The organism is Flavobacterium sp. LHD-85 (assembly GCF_030929595.1).
GTDB lineage: Bacteria > Bacteroidota > Bacteroidia > Flavobacteriales > Flavobacteriaceae > Flavobacterium.
In genome coordinates this window covers 1028243-1045693 of the sequence record NZ_JAVFVR010000001.1, presented here as the reverse complement: position 1 = coordinate 1045693, position 17451 = coordinate 1028243, and the positions used below count along the sequence as shown (strand labels likewise).

Here is a 17451-nt window from a genome sequence, read left to right as displayed (position 1 = left end):
GAAGGGCTAACGCTCTTCCATTTTCTATTACATATAAACATGCGAAAAATTATTTTACTTTCTTTCCTAAGTTTAGGTTTTAACTCAGCTTTTGCACAAAGCGCCCCATATTGGCAGCAGCACGCTGACTATAAAATGGAGGTTTCAATGGACGTAAAAAACTATCAGTACAAAGGGAAACAAGAATTGGTTTATACCAACAATTCTTCTGATACTCTGAGAAAAGTATTCTATCATTTGTTTCCAAACGCTTTTCAACCAGGAAGCGAAATGGATGCGCGTCTTCATTTTATTAAAGATCCAGACGGAAGAATGGTAAACAAAGTAAAACAAGCTGACGGAAAAGAAGTAAAGCAAAGCCGTATTGAAACTTTAAAACCAAATGAAATTGGTTATTTAAAAATTGCAAACTTCAAACAAGACGGTGTTACAGCTCAAACAAGAGTTTCAGGAACAATCCTAGAAGTGACTTTGGCAAAACCAATCCTTCCAAATTCTAAAACAACTTTTACATTAGATTTTGACGGACAAGTTCCAGTTCAAATTCGTCGTTCTGGAAGAAACAATTCTGAAGGAGTAGAACTTTCTATGTCGCAATGGTATCCAAAATTAGCCGAATTTGATTTTGAAGGATGGCACGCAGATCCTTATATTGCAAGAGAATTTCACGGTGTTTGGGGTAATTTTGATGTAAAAATTACAATTGACAAAGACTACACAATTGGTGGTTCTGGATATTTGCAAGACAAAAATTCTATTGGACACGGTTACCAAGATGCAGGTGTGACTGTTACATATCCTAAAAAAACAAAAACGCTGACATGGCATTTTATTGCGCCAAATGTTCACGATTTTACATGGGCTGCCGATAAAGAATATACACACGATATTGTAAAAGGACCAAACGATGTTGATTTGCATTTCTTCTACAAAAACAACGAAAAAACAACTGCAAACTGGAAACAGTTAGAGCCTTTAATGGTTAAAGTAATGGAGTATTACAACCAGAGAGTAGGAGCTTATCCGTACAAACAATATTCATTTATTCAAGGTGGAGACGGTGGAATGGAGTACGCAATGTGTACTCTAATGTTAGGAAACGGAACTCTTGAGGGAATTTTGGGAACTGCAACGCACGAATTAGGACATTCTTGGTTCCAGCATATTTTAGCTTCAAACGAATCAAAACACCCTTGGATGGATGAAGGTTTTACAACTTATATCGAAGACAGTGCATTGAATGAATTAAAAGGGGATAAAAAAGAAGTAAACCCTTTTGTTGGAAATTACAAAGCGTATTACAGTTTAGTAAATTCTGGTAAAGAACAGCCACAGACAACTCACGGAGATCGTTACGATGAAAACCGTCCGTACAGCATTTCTTCTTATGTTAAAGGAAGTCTTTTCCTTTCTCAATTAGAATATGTAATTGGAAAAGAGAATGTTGATGCAACTTTAAAAAGATATTTCAACGACTTCAAATTCAAACACCCAACTCCAAACGATATCAAAAGAACAGCCGAAAGAGTTTCTGGAGCGGAGTTAGATTGGTATTTAATAGATTGGACACAAACCTTAAATACGATCGATTACGGAATTAAGGATGTAGCTGACAATGCAGGAAAAACAACAGTTTCTTTAGAAAGAATTGGAAGAATGCCAATGCCAATTGATTTGAAAGTAGATTATACTGACGGAACATCTGAGACATTCTATATTCCGTTAAGAATGATGAATTTCATTAAACCAAATCCAAACCCGAACGAAAAAAGAACAGTTTTAGAAGACTGGGCTTGGGCACAGCAAAACTATAGTTTTACAATTGACAAAAACAAAACGTCAATCAAAAAAATCACGATCGATCCAAGCGGATTAATGGCTGATGTAAAACAAGCAAATAATGTTTTTGAAGTGAAATAAAGATTCTCAATCTCAAACATAAAAAAATCCAAAGCAGGTTTCTGGCTTTGGATTTTTTTATTCCTGCTAAATAACTCAATTTAAAATATAATCTTTTTCCTTCAAAGAATATCTTGCTTTTTAAAATTCTAAAAAATTATTAACTTTGTAAAATGATAAAAGATTTCAAAATAGTATTTGATGAGGATAGAGCTATCAATGCAGTTCTTTACATTCTTACAAAATTAAGTAGAAAAGATTTTCATAAAATTTTTAAAATTCTTTTTTTTGCTGATAGAGAACATCTTTTAAAGTACGGAAGAACTATTACAGGAGATAATTATATTGCGATGAATGATGGACCAGTTCCTTCTTATTTGTACGATATTTTTAAATCAGTAAAAGGTAATGGCTATTTTAAGGATAACGGACATTTTTCAAAATATTTTTCTGTAGTTGAAGGTTGCTTATTAAAGGAAGAATCGGAGCCAAATCTAAATAAATTATCTCAAACAGATTTGCAACAATTGAATATTTCTTTAGACAAATATGGAAATATGTCATGGAACGAAATTAGAGAGTTATCGCATGGAGAAGCATGGATTAATACGGTTAATAATTCAGCTATTTCATTTGTAGATATTTTAAAGGAAATTGAATCTGATGAAAGCTATATTGATTACCTTAAAGAGCAAAACTTGTTAAAAAACCATCTTCAATAGATAATATTAATGAGTAAGTTCAGAGATTTATTTGGTGGTGATGAATTGCAGAAAATATTTAATGCAGGATTGAGTAAAGGAGATGTTTTTCTACATGATTTTCCAGGAATTGATCATTTAAAAATGTTCATTGTAATAGGAATTTCTCAGGATATTGTTTACACATGTTCGGTATATATAAATTCTAGTATTCATCCTTTTATTGCTAAGGACAAAAAATTATTAGACCTTCAAATTCCAATACTAAAGTCAGATAATCCATTTTTACATCATGATTCTTTTGCATCATGTAATTCTCCGATAAAATCATCTTCTGAGAATATCCAAAGTAAAATACAAGATAAATCTTGTAAGGTTATCGGAAAAATTTGTGCAAAGGATCTCGCACAAATTACATTAGCATTAAAAACGTCAGGTGTTTTGACAGTCGAAGAGATTGAATTATATTTTAGTTGATTATGGAAGATTACAGAGAAATAGCAAACAAAGCAGTTGAGAATAAGAAAGATTTGATGCCTGTTCATAATGGAACAGTAAGTCAATATAAAACGAGGTTGATAATTTTTCGGGATGTCTTGGAAGAAGCTGATATTGTATTAAAAGATTTGGGAAATAAATATATCAAAGAAAACAATTGTAATTTAGAACAAATCGAACAAATTAGAGAAATAAATAAAGAAATAATTACTTCTTTTATTGAATATTTTAATGCGAATAAGTAATCATAATACATGTTGTTTGTATAAAAAATAAAATCCCGTTTAGAAATTTCTAAACGGGATTTTATTTTTTTATGATAATCAAAATTTAACTCAAATGCTCAATCATATCTTTTGTCATAGATTCCAAATCAAATTTATGATTCCATCCCCAGTCTTTTCTTGCTTCAGCATCATCTATACTTGCTGGCCAGCTGTCCGCAATTTTCTGACGGAAATCTGGATTATAAGTAATTTCAAATTCAGGAATATGTTTTTTGATTTCTGCAGCAATTTCAGTTGGAGTAAAACTCATTGCAGCTAGATTGTATGAAGAATGTATTTTGATTTCTTCAGCCGGTGCTTTCATGATGTTAATAGTCGCATCAATTGCATCATCCATATACATCATTGGCATTTTAGTTTCTGATGACAAGAAGCATTCGTATTTTTTATCGGCAATTGCTTTGTAGAAAATATCTACAGCATAATCTGTAGTTCCGCCTCCTGGAGGAGTAGACCAGCTAATTAAGCCTGGATAACGAATACTGCGAACATCAACACCATAAATATTATGATAATATTCGCACCATCTTTCGCCTGCTTGTTTACTGATTCCGTAAACTGTAGAAGGTTCCATTACCGTATATTGCGGTGTATTTTCTTTTGGAGTTGTTGGTCCAAAAACAGCGATACTTGAAGGCCAGAAAATCTTCTGAATCTTTTTAGCTTTAGCTAAATTCAAAACATGAAATAGTGAATTCATATTTAAATCCCACGCAAAAGCAGGATTTTTTTCGGCAGTTGCAGATAAAAGTGCAGCCATCAGATAGATGTCGGTAATTTTATGCACTTCAACCAAATGTTCGATCTGATTAAAATCTAAAGCATTGACTACTTCAAAAGGTCCTGAATTCACAACATCAGTATTTAATTTTCGGATATCAGAAGCGATTACGTTTTCTGTTCCGTATATTTTGCGCAGTTTTTGAGTCAGCTCTGTTCCGATCTGTCCGCAAGCGCCAATGATCAATATTTTTGGATTCATTTTTCCGAGAATTTTAGAGACACAAATATAACGTTTTCGCAATTACATCTGCTTTCTGGAATTATAAATTATTAATTCAATAATTAAAAAGTTTTTTTGTTGGATTATTCGCTTTTACAGGGGGTGTGTCTTTGTGTCTTTGTATTTTTGGTTTTAAAGAGCATTTTTAATAGAATTAAAACGAAAAAAAGCGCCTTATTTGACTTCATCTGCTAAGAAAAAGATAACCTTGATTTATAGAATCTTTAGCAAAAAACAGAATTCATATTTGTAAATTTACTTCGTAACTTTGCAGCCTAACATTATTACATAAATGAAATACCAAATATCTCTTTTTCTGCTTTTGACAACTGTATTATTTTCTTGCCAAAATGAAAATGAAAAACGCCTTGCAGAAAATGCAAAAGAAGCAAAAAAGAAAGAAGCTATTTTTAATAATATAAATAAAGGTTGGACTTTTCTAGACGAACCCATTAACGAAATTTCAGAATCACAATTAAATTCGTGGACAGAGTGGCGCGAATTTATGAAAGAGATTGGCGAGAAACCAAGGAAAACAATTGGAGCTTTTCAGAAAAAATCGGCTGCTATTTCTAAGAAAGCAATGGCGTTGAACAATAATATTCCGGCACAATTTAACCAGCCTCAAATCAAAAGCCGTATTTCTATTTTAATTACAAAAATTAAAATGCTGGATTTATTTATTCATTTAAGTAAAATTCCAGATGATAAAGTGGTTTTTTTAATACAGGAAATCAATAAAGAACTGATTTCTTTAGAAAGACAAATGGATAAAATTGTCGAAAAAGCCAAAATTCCTAAAGAACAAGGAGAAGAAGATTTCCTTAGAATGTTAGACACAACACGCGCGATTCCGAGTTCGGCACCGCCATTAGATAAAAATATACCAAGAGTTGAGTAAAAACGCTTTATATACTACATACGACAATCTGCCAAAAGCCGAGCAGATTGCTAAAAATTTACTGGAAGGAAATCAGGTAAAAATGAACATCAGCGGATTGTTGGGATCTGCTGTTTCTTTTATAATACGTTCTGTTTTTAGAAAAACTGAATTGCCTTTTCTGATTGTTTTAGATAATAAAGAAGAAGCAGCATATTACCTGAACGATTTGGAGCAAATGATTGGAGAACAAGATGTATTGTTTTATCCCGCTTCATTTCGCCGTCCGTACCAGATTGATGAAACCGATAATGCCAATGTTTTGCTTCGTGCTGAGGTTTTAAACCGAATTAATTCTAGAAAAAAACCAGCCGTAATTGTTACTTATCCAGAAGCGCTTTTTGAGAAAGTTGTTACGAGAAGAGAACTTGATAAAAACACTTTAAAAGTGGCTTTGAATGATAAGATTTCTATCGATTTTATCAACGAAGTCTTGTTCGAATATGAATTTAAAAGAGTTGATTTTATTACCGAACCAGGAGAATTTTCAGTTCGTGGAGGAATTGTCGATGTATTCTCTTTTTCGAATGATCATCCGTACCGAATTGAATTTTTTGGAAACGAAGTAGATAGCATCAGAACTTTTGATGTTGAAACGCAATTATCTGTCGAAACACACAAAAAAATCACGATTATCCCGAATGTTGAAAACAAACTTTTTCAGGAAAACCGTGAGAGTTTCTTAGATTATATTGCCGAAAAAACAGTTCTTTTTATTCAAAATACCGAAGGACTTTTTAGCCAGCTTGACAAACAATTTGCAAGGGCAGAAGAAGCCTTTGAAAAACTTTCGAAAGAAATAAAGCATGCTACGCCAGAACAATTATTTTTAAATCAGGCGTCATTTATCAAAAGATCTTTAGATTTTTCGGTTGTAGAATTGGCTTCAAGACCAGTTTATAAAACAACTAAGAAATTCGAATTTCATATTCAGCCACAGCCATCTTTCAATAAACAATTTGATTTATTGCTGAATAATCTGAGCGATAATCATTTTAACGGATATGTCAATTATCTGTTTTGTTCGAATGATACGCAGGCAAAACGTTTTCATGATATTTTTGAATCTTTGGATGAAGCCAATTCAGAAAATATCAGAAAGCAATATCATACGATTGTATTGCCTTTGTACCAAGGTTTTATTGATGAAGAAAATCAGATTACAGCTTATACCGATCATCAGATTTTTGAACGTTATCATAAATTCAACATTAAAAACGGATATTCTAAAAAGCAGAATATTACGCTTAAAGAATTAACTGCACTTTCGGTTGGTGATTATGTAACACACATTGATCACGGAATTGGGAAGTTTGGCGGCTTGCAGAAAATTCAAGTCGAAGGAAAAACACAAGAAGCCATAAAATTGGTTTATGCTGATAATGATATTGTATATGTGAGTATTCACTCGCTTCATAAAATTTCGAAATACAACGGAAAAGACGGAACGCCTCCTAAAATCTATAAACTAGGCTCGAACGCTTGGAAAGTTTTAAAACAGAAAACCAAAGCGCGCGTAAAACATATTGCATTCAACTTGATTCAGCTTTATGCAAAACGCCGTTTAGAAAAAGGTTTTCAATTTGCGACTGACAGTTATCTTCAAAACGAATTGGAAAGTTCGTTTATTTATGAAGATACGCCAGATCAAATGAAGTCGACGGCAGAAGTAAAAGCCGATATGGAAAGCGATCGCCCAATGGATCGTTTGGTTTGCGGGGATGTTGGTTTCGGGAAAACAGAAGTGGCGATTCGTGCCGCTTTTAAAGCGGTTGATAATAGCAAACAAGTAGCAGTTTTAGTTCCCACAACTATTTTGGCTTATCAGCATTATCGAACTTTTTCGGAACGTTTGAAAGATATGCCGGTTTCAGTAGGTTACTTAAATCGATTTAGAACAGCGAAACAAAAAACACAAACCTTAAAAGATTTAGCTGAAGGAAAACTAGATATTGTAATTGGAACACATCAGTTAGTAAACAAAAATGTAGTTTTTAAAGATCTTGGTTTATTGATTGTCGATGAGGAACAAAAGTTCGGAGTAAACGTAAAAGATAAACTGAAAACTATTGCTGCGAATGTTGATACGCTGACTTTGACAGCAACGCCAATTCCGAGAACTTTACAGTTTTCGTTAATGGCGGCTCGAGATTTATCGGTAATTACAACGCCTCCGCCAAATCGATATCCTATTGAAACTAATGTGGTTGGTTTTAATGAAGAAATTATCCGTGATGCTATTTCTTATGAAATTCAGAGAAACGGACAGGTTTTTTTCATTAATAATAGAATTGAAAATATAAAAGAAGTGGCAGGAATGATTCAGCGTTTGGTTCCAAATGCAAGAGTCGGAATTGGCCACGGACAAATGGATGGTGCCAAACTTGAAGAATTGATGTTAGGTTTCATGAACGGAGATTTTGATGTTTTGGTGGCAACCACAATCATTGAAAGCGGATTGGACGTTCCAAATGCGAACACGATTTTCATCAACAACGCCAATAATTTTGGATTGTCAGATTTGCATCAAATGCGCGGTCGAGTAGGGCGAAGCAATAAAAAAGCATTCTGTTATTTCATTTGTCCGCCGTATTCATCAATGACCGAAGATGCGAGAAAACGTATTCAGGCATTGGAGCAATTTAGCGAATTGGGAAGCGGTTTCAACATTGCGATGAAAGATTTGGAGATTCGAGGAGCAGGAGATTTATTGGGTGGTGAGCAAAGCGGTTTCATTAATGAAATTGGTTTTGATACGTACCAAAAAATCATGAATGAAGCGATTGAAGAATTGAAGGAAAACGAATTCAAAGATTTGTATCCTGAGGAAAATGATATCGATACAAAAGAATACGTAAAAGACATTCAAATCGATGCTGATTTTGAGCTTTTATTCCCAGATGAATATATCAATAACGTTTCGGAACGTTTGGTTTTATATAACGAATTAGGCGCTATAAAAGACGAAGCGGGATTACAGGAATTTGAGAAAAAACTAATCGACCGTTTCGGACCATTGCCAAAACCTGCTGTTGCTTTATTAAACAGCATTAGAATAAAATGGATTGCTACAAAAGTCGGAATAGAGAAATTGGTTTTGAAACAAGGCAAAATGATTGGTTATTTCGTTTCAGATCAGCAGTCTGATTATTATCAATCTGTGAAGTTCAGAAACGTTTTAAACTTCGTTCAAAAGCATAGTAATCTTTGCAAAATGAAAGAAAAACAAACCGTGAATGGTTTACGTTTGTTATTGACTTTTGAGAACGTGAAGTCTATAAAACGTGCGCTGGAATTGATGGAGTTGTTTGAGGAGTAAAGTTTGAGTTAATTGTTTTGTGTTAAATTAGTCTTACCATATATGAGTAAAAAAATTAGAATATTTTATTTTTTGATTTTAGTTATTGTTTGTAGCTGTAGTTCCGATAATTCTACCGAAAATAATCCAAATTTAAAAAAGGGATTATTAAAATCTGTAGATTCTGAAAAGGATGGTAAAGAAGAATTTGAATATGAAAACGGATATTTAACGAAAGTAATTCCTAATACACCTGGAATAATGATAACGGAATATCGTTATGAGTATAATAATAAAGGAAAGCTTATAGCTTCAATAACTTTAATAGCAAATGAAAAACTTAAAAGTTCTTACTCCTATGATACTCAGAATAGATTAATTAAAGTAGTTAAAGAAGGTACGGCTGATTATTCGGTATTAGAATATTTTGCGGACAAAATTATCGTAAAAAATCATATTGAAACAGCTTTAAATAAATCTAAAGATTTAATTTCTGAAGTATATATTGATAATAATAGAAGAATAATTAAAACGATTCAAATTACTCCTTCTAATTTTGATGAATATTTAATTAAGGAGTTTAAATATGACAGTAATGGTAATATTATAAAGGTTATCAATCGTGCAAATACAAATCAAAACCCCGACTTAATTTTTGACTATGAATATGATAACAAAAAAAGCCCTGAATATTTAAGTTATAAATATCATAATGAGAGTCTTTACTATTGGATGTTTAGCAATACTAATTCAATAATTGCTATGTCGCCTAACAATATTATTTCAATAAAAAGTTCTACGAGTTCTGTTATAAGGCAGATGACATATAATGAAGATAATTTTCCAATTAATATCATTCATTCTATTTATCAAGGAAGTTCATCCACTCCTTCATCCACAAGTACTAAAACTTATAAATATTATGAGTAAAAAATGGTAAAAAAAGATGAAATAAGCTTTATTAAAAATCTCAGAAAACTTTTCAATATTATAAATCAGGGATGAGTACAACTTTTTTCATTGTTGTTTGAAATTTGATAAAAAAATTAAGTTTTCTTTATCTTTTACTTAAGAAAAATCTTAGAACTAAAAAGTTTTCTTTGAACCAAAATTTTCAAAGACACTTTATATGCAGAATCAACTTGTTGTTCTTTTTTTACTTTTTGGATTTACTTCAATTTTTGCTCAGGGAAAAGATAGAATTATTTCTAATGATTCCTTAAAATCAGAAACTATTGATCCACTTCGCCCAGCAAAAGCGGCATTTTATTCAGCAGTTTTGCCTGGTTTAGGATAGATTTATAATAAAAAATATTGGAAACTTCCTTTGATATATGGTGCTATTGGTAAAAGTGTCTATTTCTACATAGACAATCAGAAGAATTACAATCTTTATAGAAACGAATACAAAAATCGGCTTGAAGGTAAAAAAAGCGATTCTGAATTTTTAGCAAGATTAAGCGAAAGCCAATTGATTACAGCTCAAAAAGGCTATCAAAGAAATAGGGATTTATCTGCTTTGTTTATCGTTGGTTTTTATGTCTTAAACATTATCGATGCCAATGTTGATGCTGCGTTATCTCAGTTTAATGTAAATGAGAATTTAACTTTTAAACCGGCATTAAATAAAAATGAAATCACATCGGAGAATAATTTCGGACTTGCTCTGAATTATTCGTTTTAAAAAAAGTTGCCACGAATTACACGAATCATCACAAATTTTAATTCGCGAAAATTCGCGAAATTCGTGGCAAAAAGAATTATTTAACAATCAGTTTTTTGGTCACATTAAAATCTTTAGAAGCAATGTTCACTATATAAATTCCTGTAGATAAATGATGATTAACTTGTCCCGAAGCAGAAAGTTTTTGTGTTAAAAGAGTTCTTCCGTTCAAATCTGAAACGAAAATTTCAGCCGTATCTCCACTTGCTAATTCAGGCATTAAAATATTAAATTCATTGTTAATTGCCGGATTTGGATAAATACTAATTGCAGGCTCTATTGTAGAAACTTCTTCAACATTTAAAGCCATTTTTGATGTTCCAACTGTTGTTGCTTCCAATTGCCATTGTGCGCTATACCAACCATCTTGTGAATTTCCGTATTGTGCCGAACCTGTCAGGTTTTCGATATGAATAATATTTCCTGTCTGCCATCTGTTTCTTAAACGAGTCCAAGTTCCGTCAATGTAATCGCTTGACCATTGCGCGCTCCAGAAAGTAGTATCAGTAATGTTGCATTGTACATTTCCTGTTTGCCCTTCAATATTCATTAATTCTCCTGTTGCAACATTTTTCAATACAAAATAAGTGGCATCAATTGCGATTTTTTGCCATTTGTAGTTGTTTCCTGAAACGCTTGTTCCGTAACCTGTATTTGTTCCTGCGTCAGATAAATAAGCGCCTGTCCATCTGTTTTTGATCGTGTAGTAATTTCCTCCTCCAGAAGCTGTTGTAACCGATACCAAACAAGTGCTAGTTTTACTTCCGTCAACAGTTGTAACGGTAATTGTCGCTGTTCCATTCGCGACAGCGGTTATTAAACCAGAAGCATTTACAGTGGCTACAGCTGTATTATTTGAACTATATGTTACCGATTTATTAGTTGCATTTGCAGGAAGAATTGTTGGGGTCAATTGCTGTGTTCCGCCAACATTTAATGAAGCTGTCGTTGGACTTAAACTAACACTTGTAACAGCAACGCCAGTTCCCGGGTTAGAATCGTACCAAGCGCTGTTCATGTACCATCCGTTTTTATTTCTGCTTAAATCGGCCGTTTGGTTGGTTCCGTCGTTGAAAATTAAATTGGTTGAGGTTACATTTGTGAAAGTGTAGCTATACCAGCCATTTCCAGCATCGGTCATATTTACTCCAGGCCATGTTGCAGTTGCTAAAACGCCTGTTGGTAATGCATTCCAATAGTAAATTTTAATTCCAGTTCCCCAATTTGATGGTTTGTAGAAATATACCGTGAAATTTGTATTTGGATTTACTGTAATAGTTGCTGAAGCCGTTTTGTTTCCGTCTTGAGTAGTTGCTGTAATCGTTGCAGTTCCTGAAGAAACTGCTGTGACAAGTCCGCTTGAATTCACCGTTGCAATTGCTGTGTTGCTTGATGACCAAGTTACATTTTTGTTGGTTGCATTTGTAGGCGAAATCGTTGCTGTAAGCTGTTGCGTGTTTCCGGCATATAAACTTGCAGAAGCAGGAGAAATTGCAACAGAAGAAACAGGAATTGCAGCAACAGTTATAGCTGAAGTTGCTGTTTTGTTTCCGTCAGCAGTTGTAACTGTAATAGTTGTTGTTCCAGCAGAAACTGCCGTAACTAACCCAGATGCATTTACAGTTGCTATAGCTGTATTGCTAGAAGACCAGCTTACGCTTTGGTTTGTCGCATTTGCAGGAGCGATTGTAGCGTTTAATTGTTGCGTAGTACCTAAACCAACTGTTACGGTTGTCGGACTAACAGAAACTCCTGTAACGGCTACAAGAGGTGCATTGGTATTGGTTAAAACCAAATATTCGTAAGCAGCAAAATTACGAGTAGAACCTGCGGTTAAAGTTACCGAAGCATTATTGTTATATGGATTTACATAAGTTCCTGCTAAAGCCGCTGGAATAACATACGATTTTGCTGCGTTTCTCAAATTCGACATTACGATTACTTTTTCTGTTCCTAATGTTTTAGTGAAAATGCTGATGTCATCGTTTGCATAAGTAGTCAAGTCACCACGTCGTATAGCTGCACTTTGCGTTCTAAAATTTAGAATTTTAGCAAAATCAGCTGCGGCAGTTGGGTTTTGCGACCAGTTGAATTTAAAGTTTTGCCAAGGCCAATCTGTCTTTGGTTCGTAATCAATTTCTTGTCCGCTCATTAAAAAAGGAACGCCTCTCATGTAAGCTGAAACTAAGAAATTGGCAACTATTCCGTTATGATTTTTAAATACTACAAATGGTCTTCTCACACCATCATCATTGGTATATGTATCGTGATTTCCAGTATATCTAACGATTTGCTGATTTCCTGTTGCTTTCGCATATTCATATGTCGTCTGATCTTGAATTCGTTGGGAAACTGGACCTCCACTAGCAATATCATATAAACCAGCGTGAAACCATCGGTCTCCATAATTCATGTCAAAACCAACTTCAAAGTTCTCTTGTCGGTCTCCTTCGGCTAGCATTAATAATTTATGAGATGTAATTCCGCGAAGATTTGAATTCACTTCAGACCAGAAATCCAAAGGAGGATTGTTGGCATAATCGCAACGGTAACCATCAATATTGGCTGCGAAAATCCAGTAGCGCATAGCATCTTTAATAGCTGCTCTTGTTGCAGAACTATTAAGATCCAATGCTGCAATATCAGAGAAGTTTCCTAATTGCTGAATCGTTGTTCCTGTTCGTTTGTAGTATTCAGGATGCGAAACTGTCCAGCCATGATCCCATGAAGTTCCGTTAATGGCAATATCTAAAATTACGGCCATTCCGCGGCTGTGAGCGCCATCAACCAGAGTTCTTAAATCGGCAAGTGAGCCATACTCTGAGCCAACAGCTTTAAAATCTTTGATACAATAGGGCGAAGGTGAACTTCGGGAATCGGTTCCGTGGGGGAAAATCGGCATTAAATAAATTACATTGGTGCCGAGTGCTTTAATATTGTCTAATCGAGCAGTTACTCCGGCTAAATCTCCGTTGGCACTAAACGGACGTATATGCACTTGATACATGTTTACATCTCGAGTATCGGGCACACCTGCAAATGGGGTTCCGTATTGCACAGGATCCTGAGCATAAACGGAACTTGCAAATAATATTAGAAAGCAAAATATTGCTTTGGCAATATGAAATAATCTAGTGGTAATTTTGATTTTCATAATAGTAGTTTTTTGCATGCTTGTCGGCATTTCTAACTAAAATTCATTCTCACTCGCATTGTTTTTAAATTCGACAAACATTTGTGGTTAATAGTTTTCAAAATAGTAAGTTTTAATTTTGCTCAAAAATGAGCATAGGTTTCTTGCCACGAATTACACGAATTAGCACAAATTTTCATTTGCGGTTTTTAATTCGTGGAATTCGCGTAATTCGTGGCAAAAAACTTAGAAACTGAGTGTTTCAGTCCCCATAGCTATCGGGATAGCACCTTAAATTATAATTTTTTCAATCCTTTTAAATCTGAAGCAGTTCCTTCTTTGATGCTGATGGCTACACCACCGCCAGGAGCTAAATATTGCTTCAGTTTACTTTTTGAGTTTACGATAAATTTAGTAACCATATATTTTTGTGGATTTTTATTCCAGTTAGCGTCTTTAGCATCGGCATAAATTGTGGCGACGAAATTTTTTCCTGCAGGTAAATAATCAAATGAAATGTTTGCTGTTCTTGCATTTTCATCTGTAATTCCGCCAATAAACCATTCGTTTTTGCCTTTTGCTTTACGTGCAATTGTAATATAATCTCCAGGTTCAGCTTCCAAAATATAACTGTTATCCCAATCTACAGCTACATCTTTAATGAACTGAAAAGCATCTGGAAAACGCTCATAATTTCCAGGAATATCAGCAGCCATTTGCAGTGGACTGTACATGGTTACATAATAAGCCAATTGTTTTACTAAAGTGGTGTTTACTCGTTGTGAACTTCCAGTTCCGTAATACGAAAGATCGGTTTGGAAAATTCCTGGCGTATAATCCATTGGACCACCCATTAAACGTGTAAATGGTAAAATGGTGGTGTGATCTGGAGCTAATCCTCCCATAGATTCGAACTCGGTACCGCGCGCTGATTCCTGAGCAATCCAGTTTGGATAAGTTCTGTTTAATCCTGTTGGTCGAACGGCTTCGTGGCTGTTAATCATAATTTTATAATCGGCAGCACGTTTCGCAACGTTAATGTAATGATTCACCATCCATTGTCCGTCGTGATGTTCGCCACGCGGAATAATTTTTCCAACATATCCTGTTTTTACAGCATCATAACCATTATCATTCATAAACTGAAAAGCACGATCCAAACGGCGTTCGTAATTGGTTGCCGATCCTGAAGTTTCGTGATGCATGATAATTTTTATGCCTTTTGAAGCGGCATATTTATGAACTGCTTTTACATCAAAATCAGGATAAGCCGTTACAAAATCAAAAACTTCTTCTTTCCAGTTATTAATCCAGTCTTCCCAACCAATATTCCAACCTTCAATAAGAATCGCATCAAAGCCATTTTTAGCGGCAAAATCAATATATTCTTTTGCGCGTTCTGTTGTGGCTCCATGTTTTCCGTTTGGCGTAAGTTTGGTAAAATCATCAGTTAATTTTACGTTTGTTTCCTGTCCGAAAGCCCAAGTACTTCTTCCTGCAACGAAATATTCCCACCAGATTCCGATGTATTTTACTGGTTTTATCCAAGAAACATCTTTATAGCTTGTAGGCTCGTTAAGGTTTAAAATCAATTTGGAAGCTAGAATATCTGTCGCTTTATCGCTTACCACAATAGTTCTCCAAGGAGATTGTGCATCGGTTTGCATGTAACCTTTTGCACCAACGGCATCGGGAGCCAAATGACTGATCATTTTGTTGTTTACAGGATCAACTTCAAGATACATGGCTGGATAATTGATTAATCCTGCTTCGTGAATGTTGATGTATAAACCGTCATCAGATTTCATCATTGATGGTGTTTGTACTGATAATGCAGCGATTGGCCACTGCGAATTGATTTCGATAGTGGCTTTTTTCATCAGCGACGGAATCTCTGAAATCTTTGAAGTGGTATACGCATATTCGTTGGTATCATAATCTCCTGGAATCCAGAAGATTTTATGATTTCCAGTCAAGTTAAATTGCGAGCGTTCTTCTTTAATTACAAAATAGTTCAGGTCATTTTGTTTTGGAAATTCATATCTAAATCCTAATCCATCATTGAATAAACGGAAACGAATTCTAATGAATCTGTTATTGTTTTTCGCTTGCGCTAAAGTGACAACCAATTCGTTATAATGATTTCGAATTGTTTTTTCTTCACCTAAAACCGGATTCCAACTTTCATCAACAGAAGATTGTGCTGTATTTGTAACGGTAAAACCATCCAAAAACGAAGGCATATTTTGAAGTTCTAAACCTAAAGAACTAGGTTTAATAACCGGTTTTTGTTTGTATGATAATTGATAAGAAGGGATTCCGCCTTCTTTCAATTCAAATTTTAAGGAAAGATTTTTGTCTGGCGAAGTTATTTCTTGTGCTTTAACTGCTAATGAGCAGAAGCAAACGAAAAATAAAAGCGCAGTTTTCCTGCCCAAACGAATTTGGAACAGTATTTTTTGGGATTGAAAATTCATGTTTTTTAGTTTTTACAAATCTATTTGTATCAGAAGCGTTATTGTTTTTTAAGGATTAAATATTGGTAAGCTTCTAAATTGATTTCTGTGCCAATTGCTATTTGATTTCCAGTTAATGCGTCTGTCCAATTGGTGTTAGCCAAAGCTGTTGGAGCAGTATATTTGAGCGATTTGTTTTTGATATTGGCAACAATTAGAACTTTGTCAGCTGCGGTTTCCATAGTAAAAACGCTCACATCATTACTGCTGTAACCGGTCAGTTTTCCTTTTCGAAGTGCTTCACTTGAATTTCTAAAGGCAATTATTTTTTGATATTCCAAAAGCATATCGTTATCTGCAGTAGACCAATCTATTGGCACATTGTCAAAATAATCAATGCGTTTGTTGTATCCAATTTCCTGACCATTGTAAATCATAGGAACAGATTTCATACTCGATGCAATTACAAAAGCTGCAAGAGATCCTTTTTTTCCTCCAAAAAGTTCAAGCGGAGTTCCGTCAGAAAGATTGACATCGTGGTTAGTGGTATAGCGCACTATTCTTTTTGAAGCATCTAACTGCCCATATTCTTTAGAGCTTTCTGTTTGAAGATAGCTTGCAGGCTGAGCTTCTGAGAACACTTTTTCTAAAGCGCCGAAATAGGCAAAACCAAAAGTATAATCAAATCCTGCATCAAAATGATTAACTCTAGTACCTTCTGCCATCAAAATCATCCTTTGGTTCTTTATTTTACGGATTGCAGTAATCGCTTCTGACCAGAAATTCATCGGAACAAAATCGGCAGCATCACATCTAAAACCATCAATATTGGCATTGTAAACCCAATAGGACATGGCATCGATCATGGCTTTTTTCATTTCAACATTGGTATAATTTAACTGCGCCACATCTTGCCAGTTTGTTCCAGGCGGAATGGTAATATTTCCGCTAGCGTCTTTTTGGTACCAGTCTGGATGGGCGGTTATCCATTGATTATCCCAAGAAGTATGATTGGCAACCCAGTCTAAAATCACCGCCATATTTTTGCTGTGTGCTTCTGTAACTAGAGCGCGAAGGTCTTCTAAGTTCCCATAATCAGAATTAACCGCTTTGTAGTCTTTAATAGAATATGGAGAACCTAATTTTCCGGCAGTTTTTATTTTTCCAACAGGATAAATCGGCATCAGATAAATGACATTTGCACCTAGTTTCTGTATATCTGCAAGTCGTTTCTGAACGCCTTTTAAGTTTCCTTCTGGACTGAAAGAGCGCACATTTACCTGATAAATTACGGCATCTTCGTTGGCTGCAACTTTATCAAATGGTGATCCATACTGCTGATATTCGTTTCCAGGCTGTGGATTTGGCTCAGGCTGTGGATTTTCTTCAGAAGAACTGCACGATACAAAAGCTATTGAAAGCAGTAAAGCAAGAAAAATATTGGAGTTAGACTTCATGATTTTAAAATTAAAATTGATAGATTTTGAGCGGGCAGTTTTATTTTTTTAGATAA

13 protein-coding genes are annotated in these 17451 nt (G+C 34.5%); 9 read left to right on the top strand and 4 right to left on the bottom strand.

The window, feature by feature from the left end:
- Positions 1–39 precede the first annotated feature (39 nt).
- The 4 genes from RB618_RS04475 to RB618_RS04460 all read left to right on the top strand — a co-directional run bounded on the left by RB618_RS04475 (position 40) and on the right by RB618_RS04460 (position 3343).
- Entirely contained in the window at positions 40–1920 is a 1881-nt protein-coding gene (locus RB618_RS04475; RefSeq protein WP_308067659.1) for a M1 family metallopeptidase, read from the top strand.
- 152 nt (positions 1921–2072) lie between these two features.
- Positions 2073–2621, top strand: a complete 549-nt coding sequence (locus tag RB618_RS04470) for a Panacea domain-containing protein (protein ID WP_308067658.1) — start codon at positions 2073–2075, stop codon at positions 2619–2621.
- 9 nt (positions 2622–2630) lie between these two features.
- A complete protein-coding gene (locus tag RB618_RS04465; protein WP_308067657.1) occupies positions 2631–3077 on the top strand; it encodes a hypothetical protein in 447 nt (148 codons plus the stop codon).
- Between the two features lie 2 nt (positions 3078–3079).
- Positions 3080–3343: a hypothetical protein gene (locus tag RB618_RS04460; RefSeq protein WP_308067656.1), complete on the top strand. Its 264-nt coding sequence runs from the start codon at positions 3080–3082 to the stop codon at positions 3341–3343.
- Positions 3344–3428: 85 nt separating this feature from the next.
- Here RB618_RS04460 and RB618_RS04455 read toward each other — a convergent pair whose 3' ends face one another.
- Positions 3429–4367: an L-threonine 3-dehydrogenase gene (locus tag RB618_RS04455; RefSeq protein WP_111286321.1), complete on the bottom strand. Its 939-nt coding sequence runs from the start codon at positions 4365–4367 to the stop codon at positions 3429–3431.
- Between the two features lie 313 nt (positions 4368–4680).
- Here RB618_RS04455 and RB618_RS04450 point away from each other — a divergent pair, with 313 nt between their 5' ends.
- From RB618_RS04450 to RB618_RS04430, 5 genes are all read left to right on the top strand, one after another.
- Complete coding sequence (locus RB618_RS04450) at positions 4681–5289, top strand: hypothetical protein (RefSeq protein WP_308067655.1); 609 nt, start codon at positions 4681–4683, stop codon at positions 5287–5289.
- Positions 5282–8647, top strand: a complete 3366-nt coding sequence (gene mfd / locus RB618_RS04445; RefSeq protein ID WP_308067654.1) for a transcription-repair coupling factor — start codon at positions 5282–5284, stop codon at positions 8645–8647. Before RB618_RS04450 ends, mfd begins: the two co-directional genes overlap by 8 nt.
- Before the next feature lie 42 nt (positions 8648–8689).
- Complete coding sequence (locus tag RB618_RS04440; RefSeq protein WP_308067653.1) at positions 8690–9556, top strand: hypothetical protein; 867 nt, start codon at positions 8690–8692, stop codon at positions 9554–9556.
- Positions 9557–9755: 199 nt separating this feature from the next.
- Entirely contained in the window at positions 9756–9923 is a 168-nt protein-coding gene (locus RB618_RS04435; RefSeq protein WP_308067652.1) for a hypothetical protein, read from the top strand.
- A gap of 30 nt (positions 9924–9953) precedes the next feature.
- Positions 9954–10310 (top strand): DUF5683 domain-containing protein, encoded by a 357-nt coding sequence (locus RB618_RS04430; protein ID WP_374121101.1) that lies wholly within the window; start codon positions 9954–9956, stop codon positions 10308–10310.
- A gap of 76 nt (positions 10311–10386) precedes the next feature.
- Here RB618_RS04430 and RB618_RS04425 read toward each other — a convergent pair whose 3' ends face one another.
- From RB618_RS04425 to RB618_RS04415, 3 genes are all read right to left on the bottom strand, one after another.
- Positions 10387–13503 carry an Ig-like domain-containing protein gene (locus RB618_RS04425; protein WP_308067651.1) on the bottom strand — a complete coding sequence of 1039 codons (3117 nt, stop codon included), beginning with the start codon at positions 13501–13503 and terminating at the stop codon, positions 10387–10389.
- 275 nt (positions 13504–13778) lie between these two features.
- On the bottom strand, positions 13779–15959 hold the full coding sequence (locus tag RB618_RS04420) for a glycoside hydrolase family 97 protein (protein ID WP_308067650.1): 2181 nt from the start codon (positions 15957–15959) through the stop codon (positions 13779–13781).
- A gap of 38 nt (positions 15960–15997) precedes the next feature.
- Positions 15998–17395, bottom strand: coding sequence for an alpha-amylase family glycosyl hydrolase (locus RB618_RS04415; RefSeq protein ID WP_308067649.1), 1398 nt, complete (start codon positions 17393–17395; stop codon positions 15998–16000).
- Between the last annotated feature and the right edge of the window lie 56 nt (positions 17396–17451).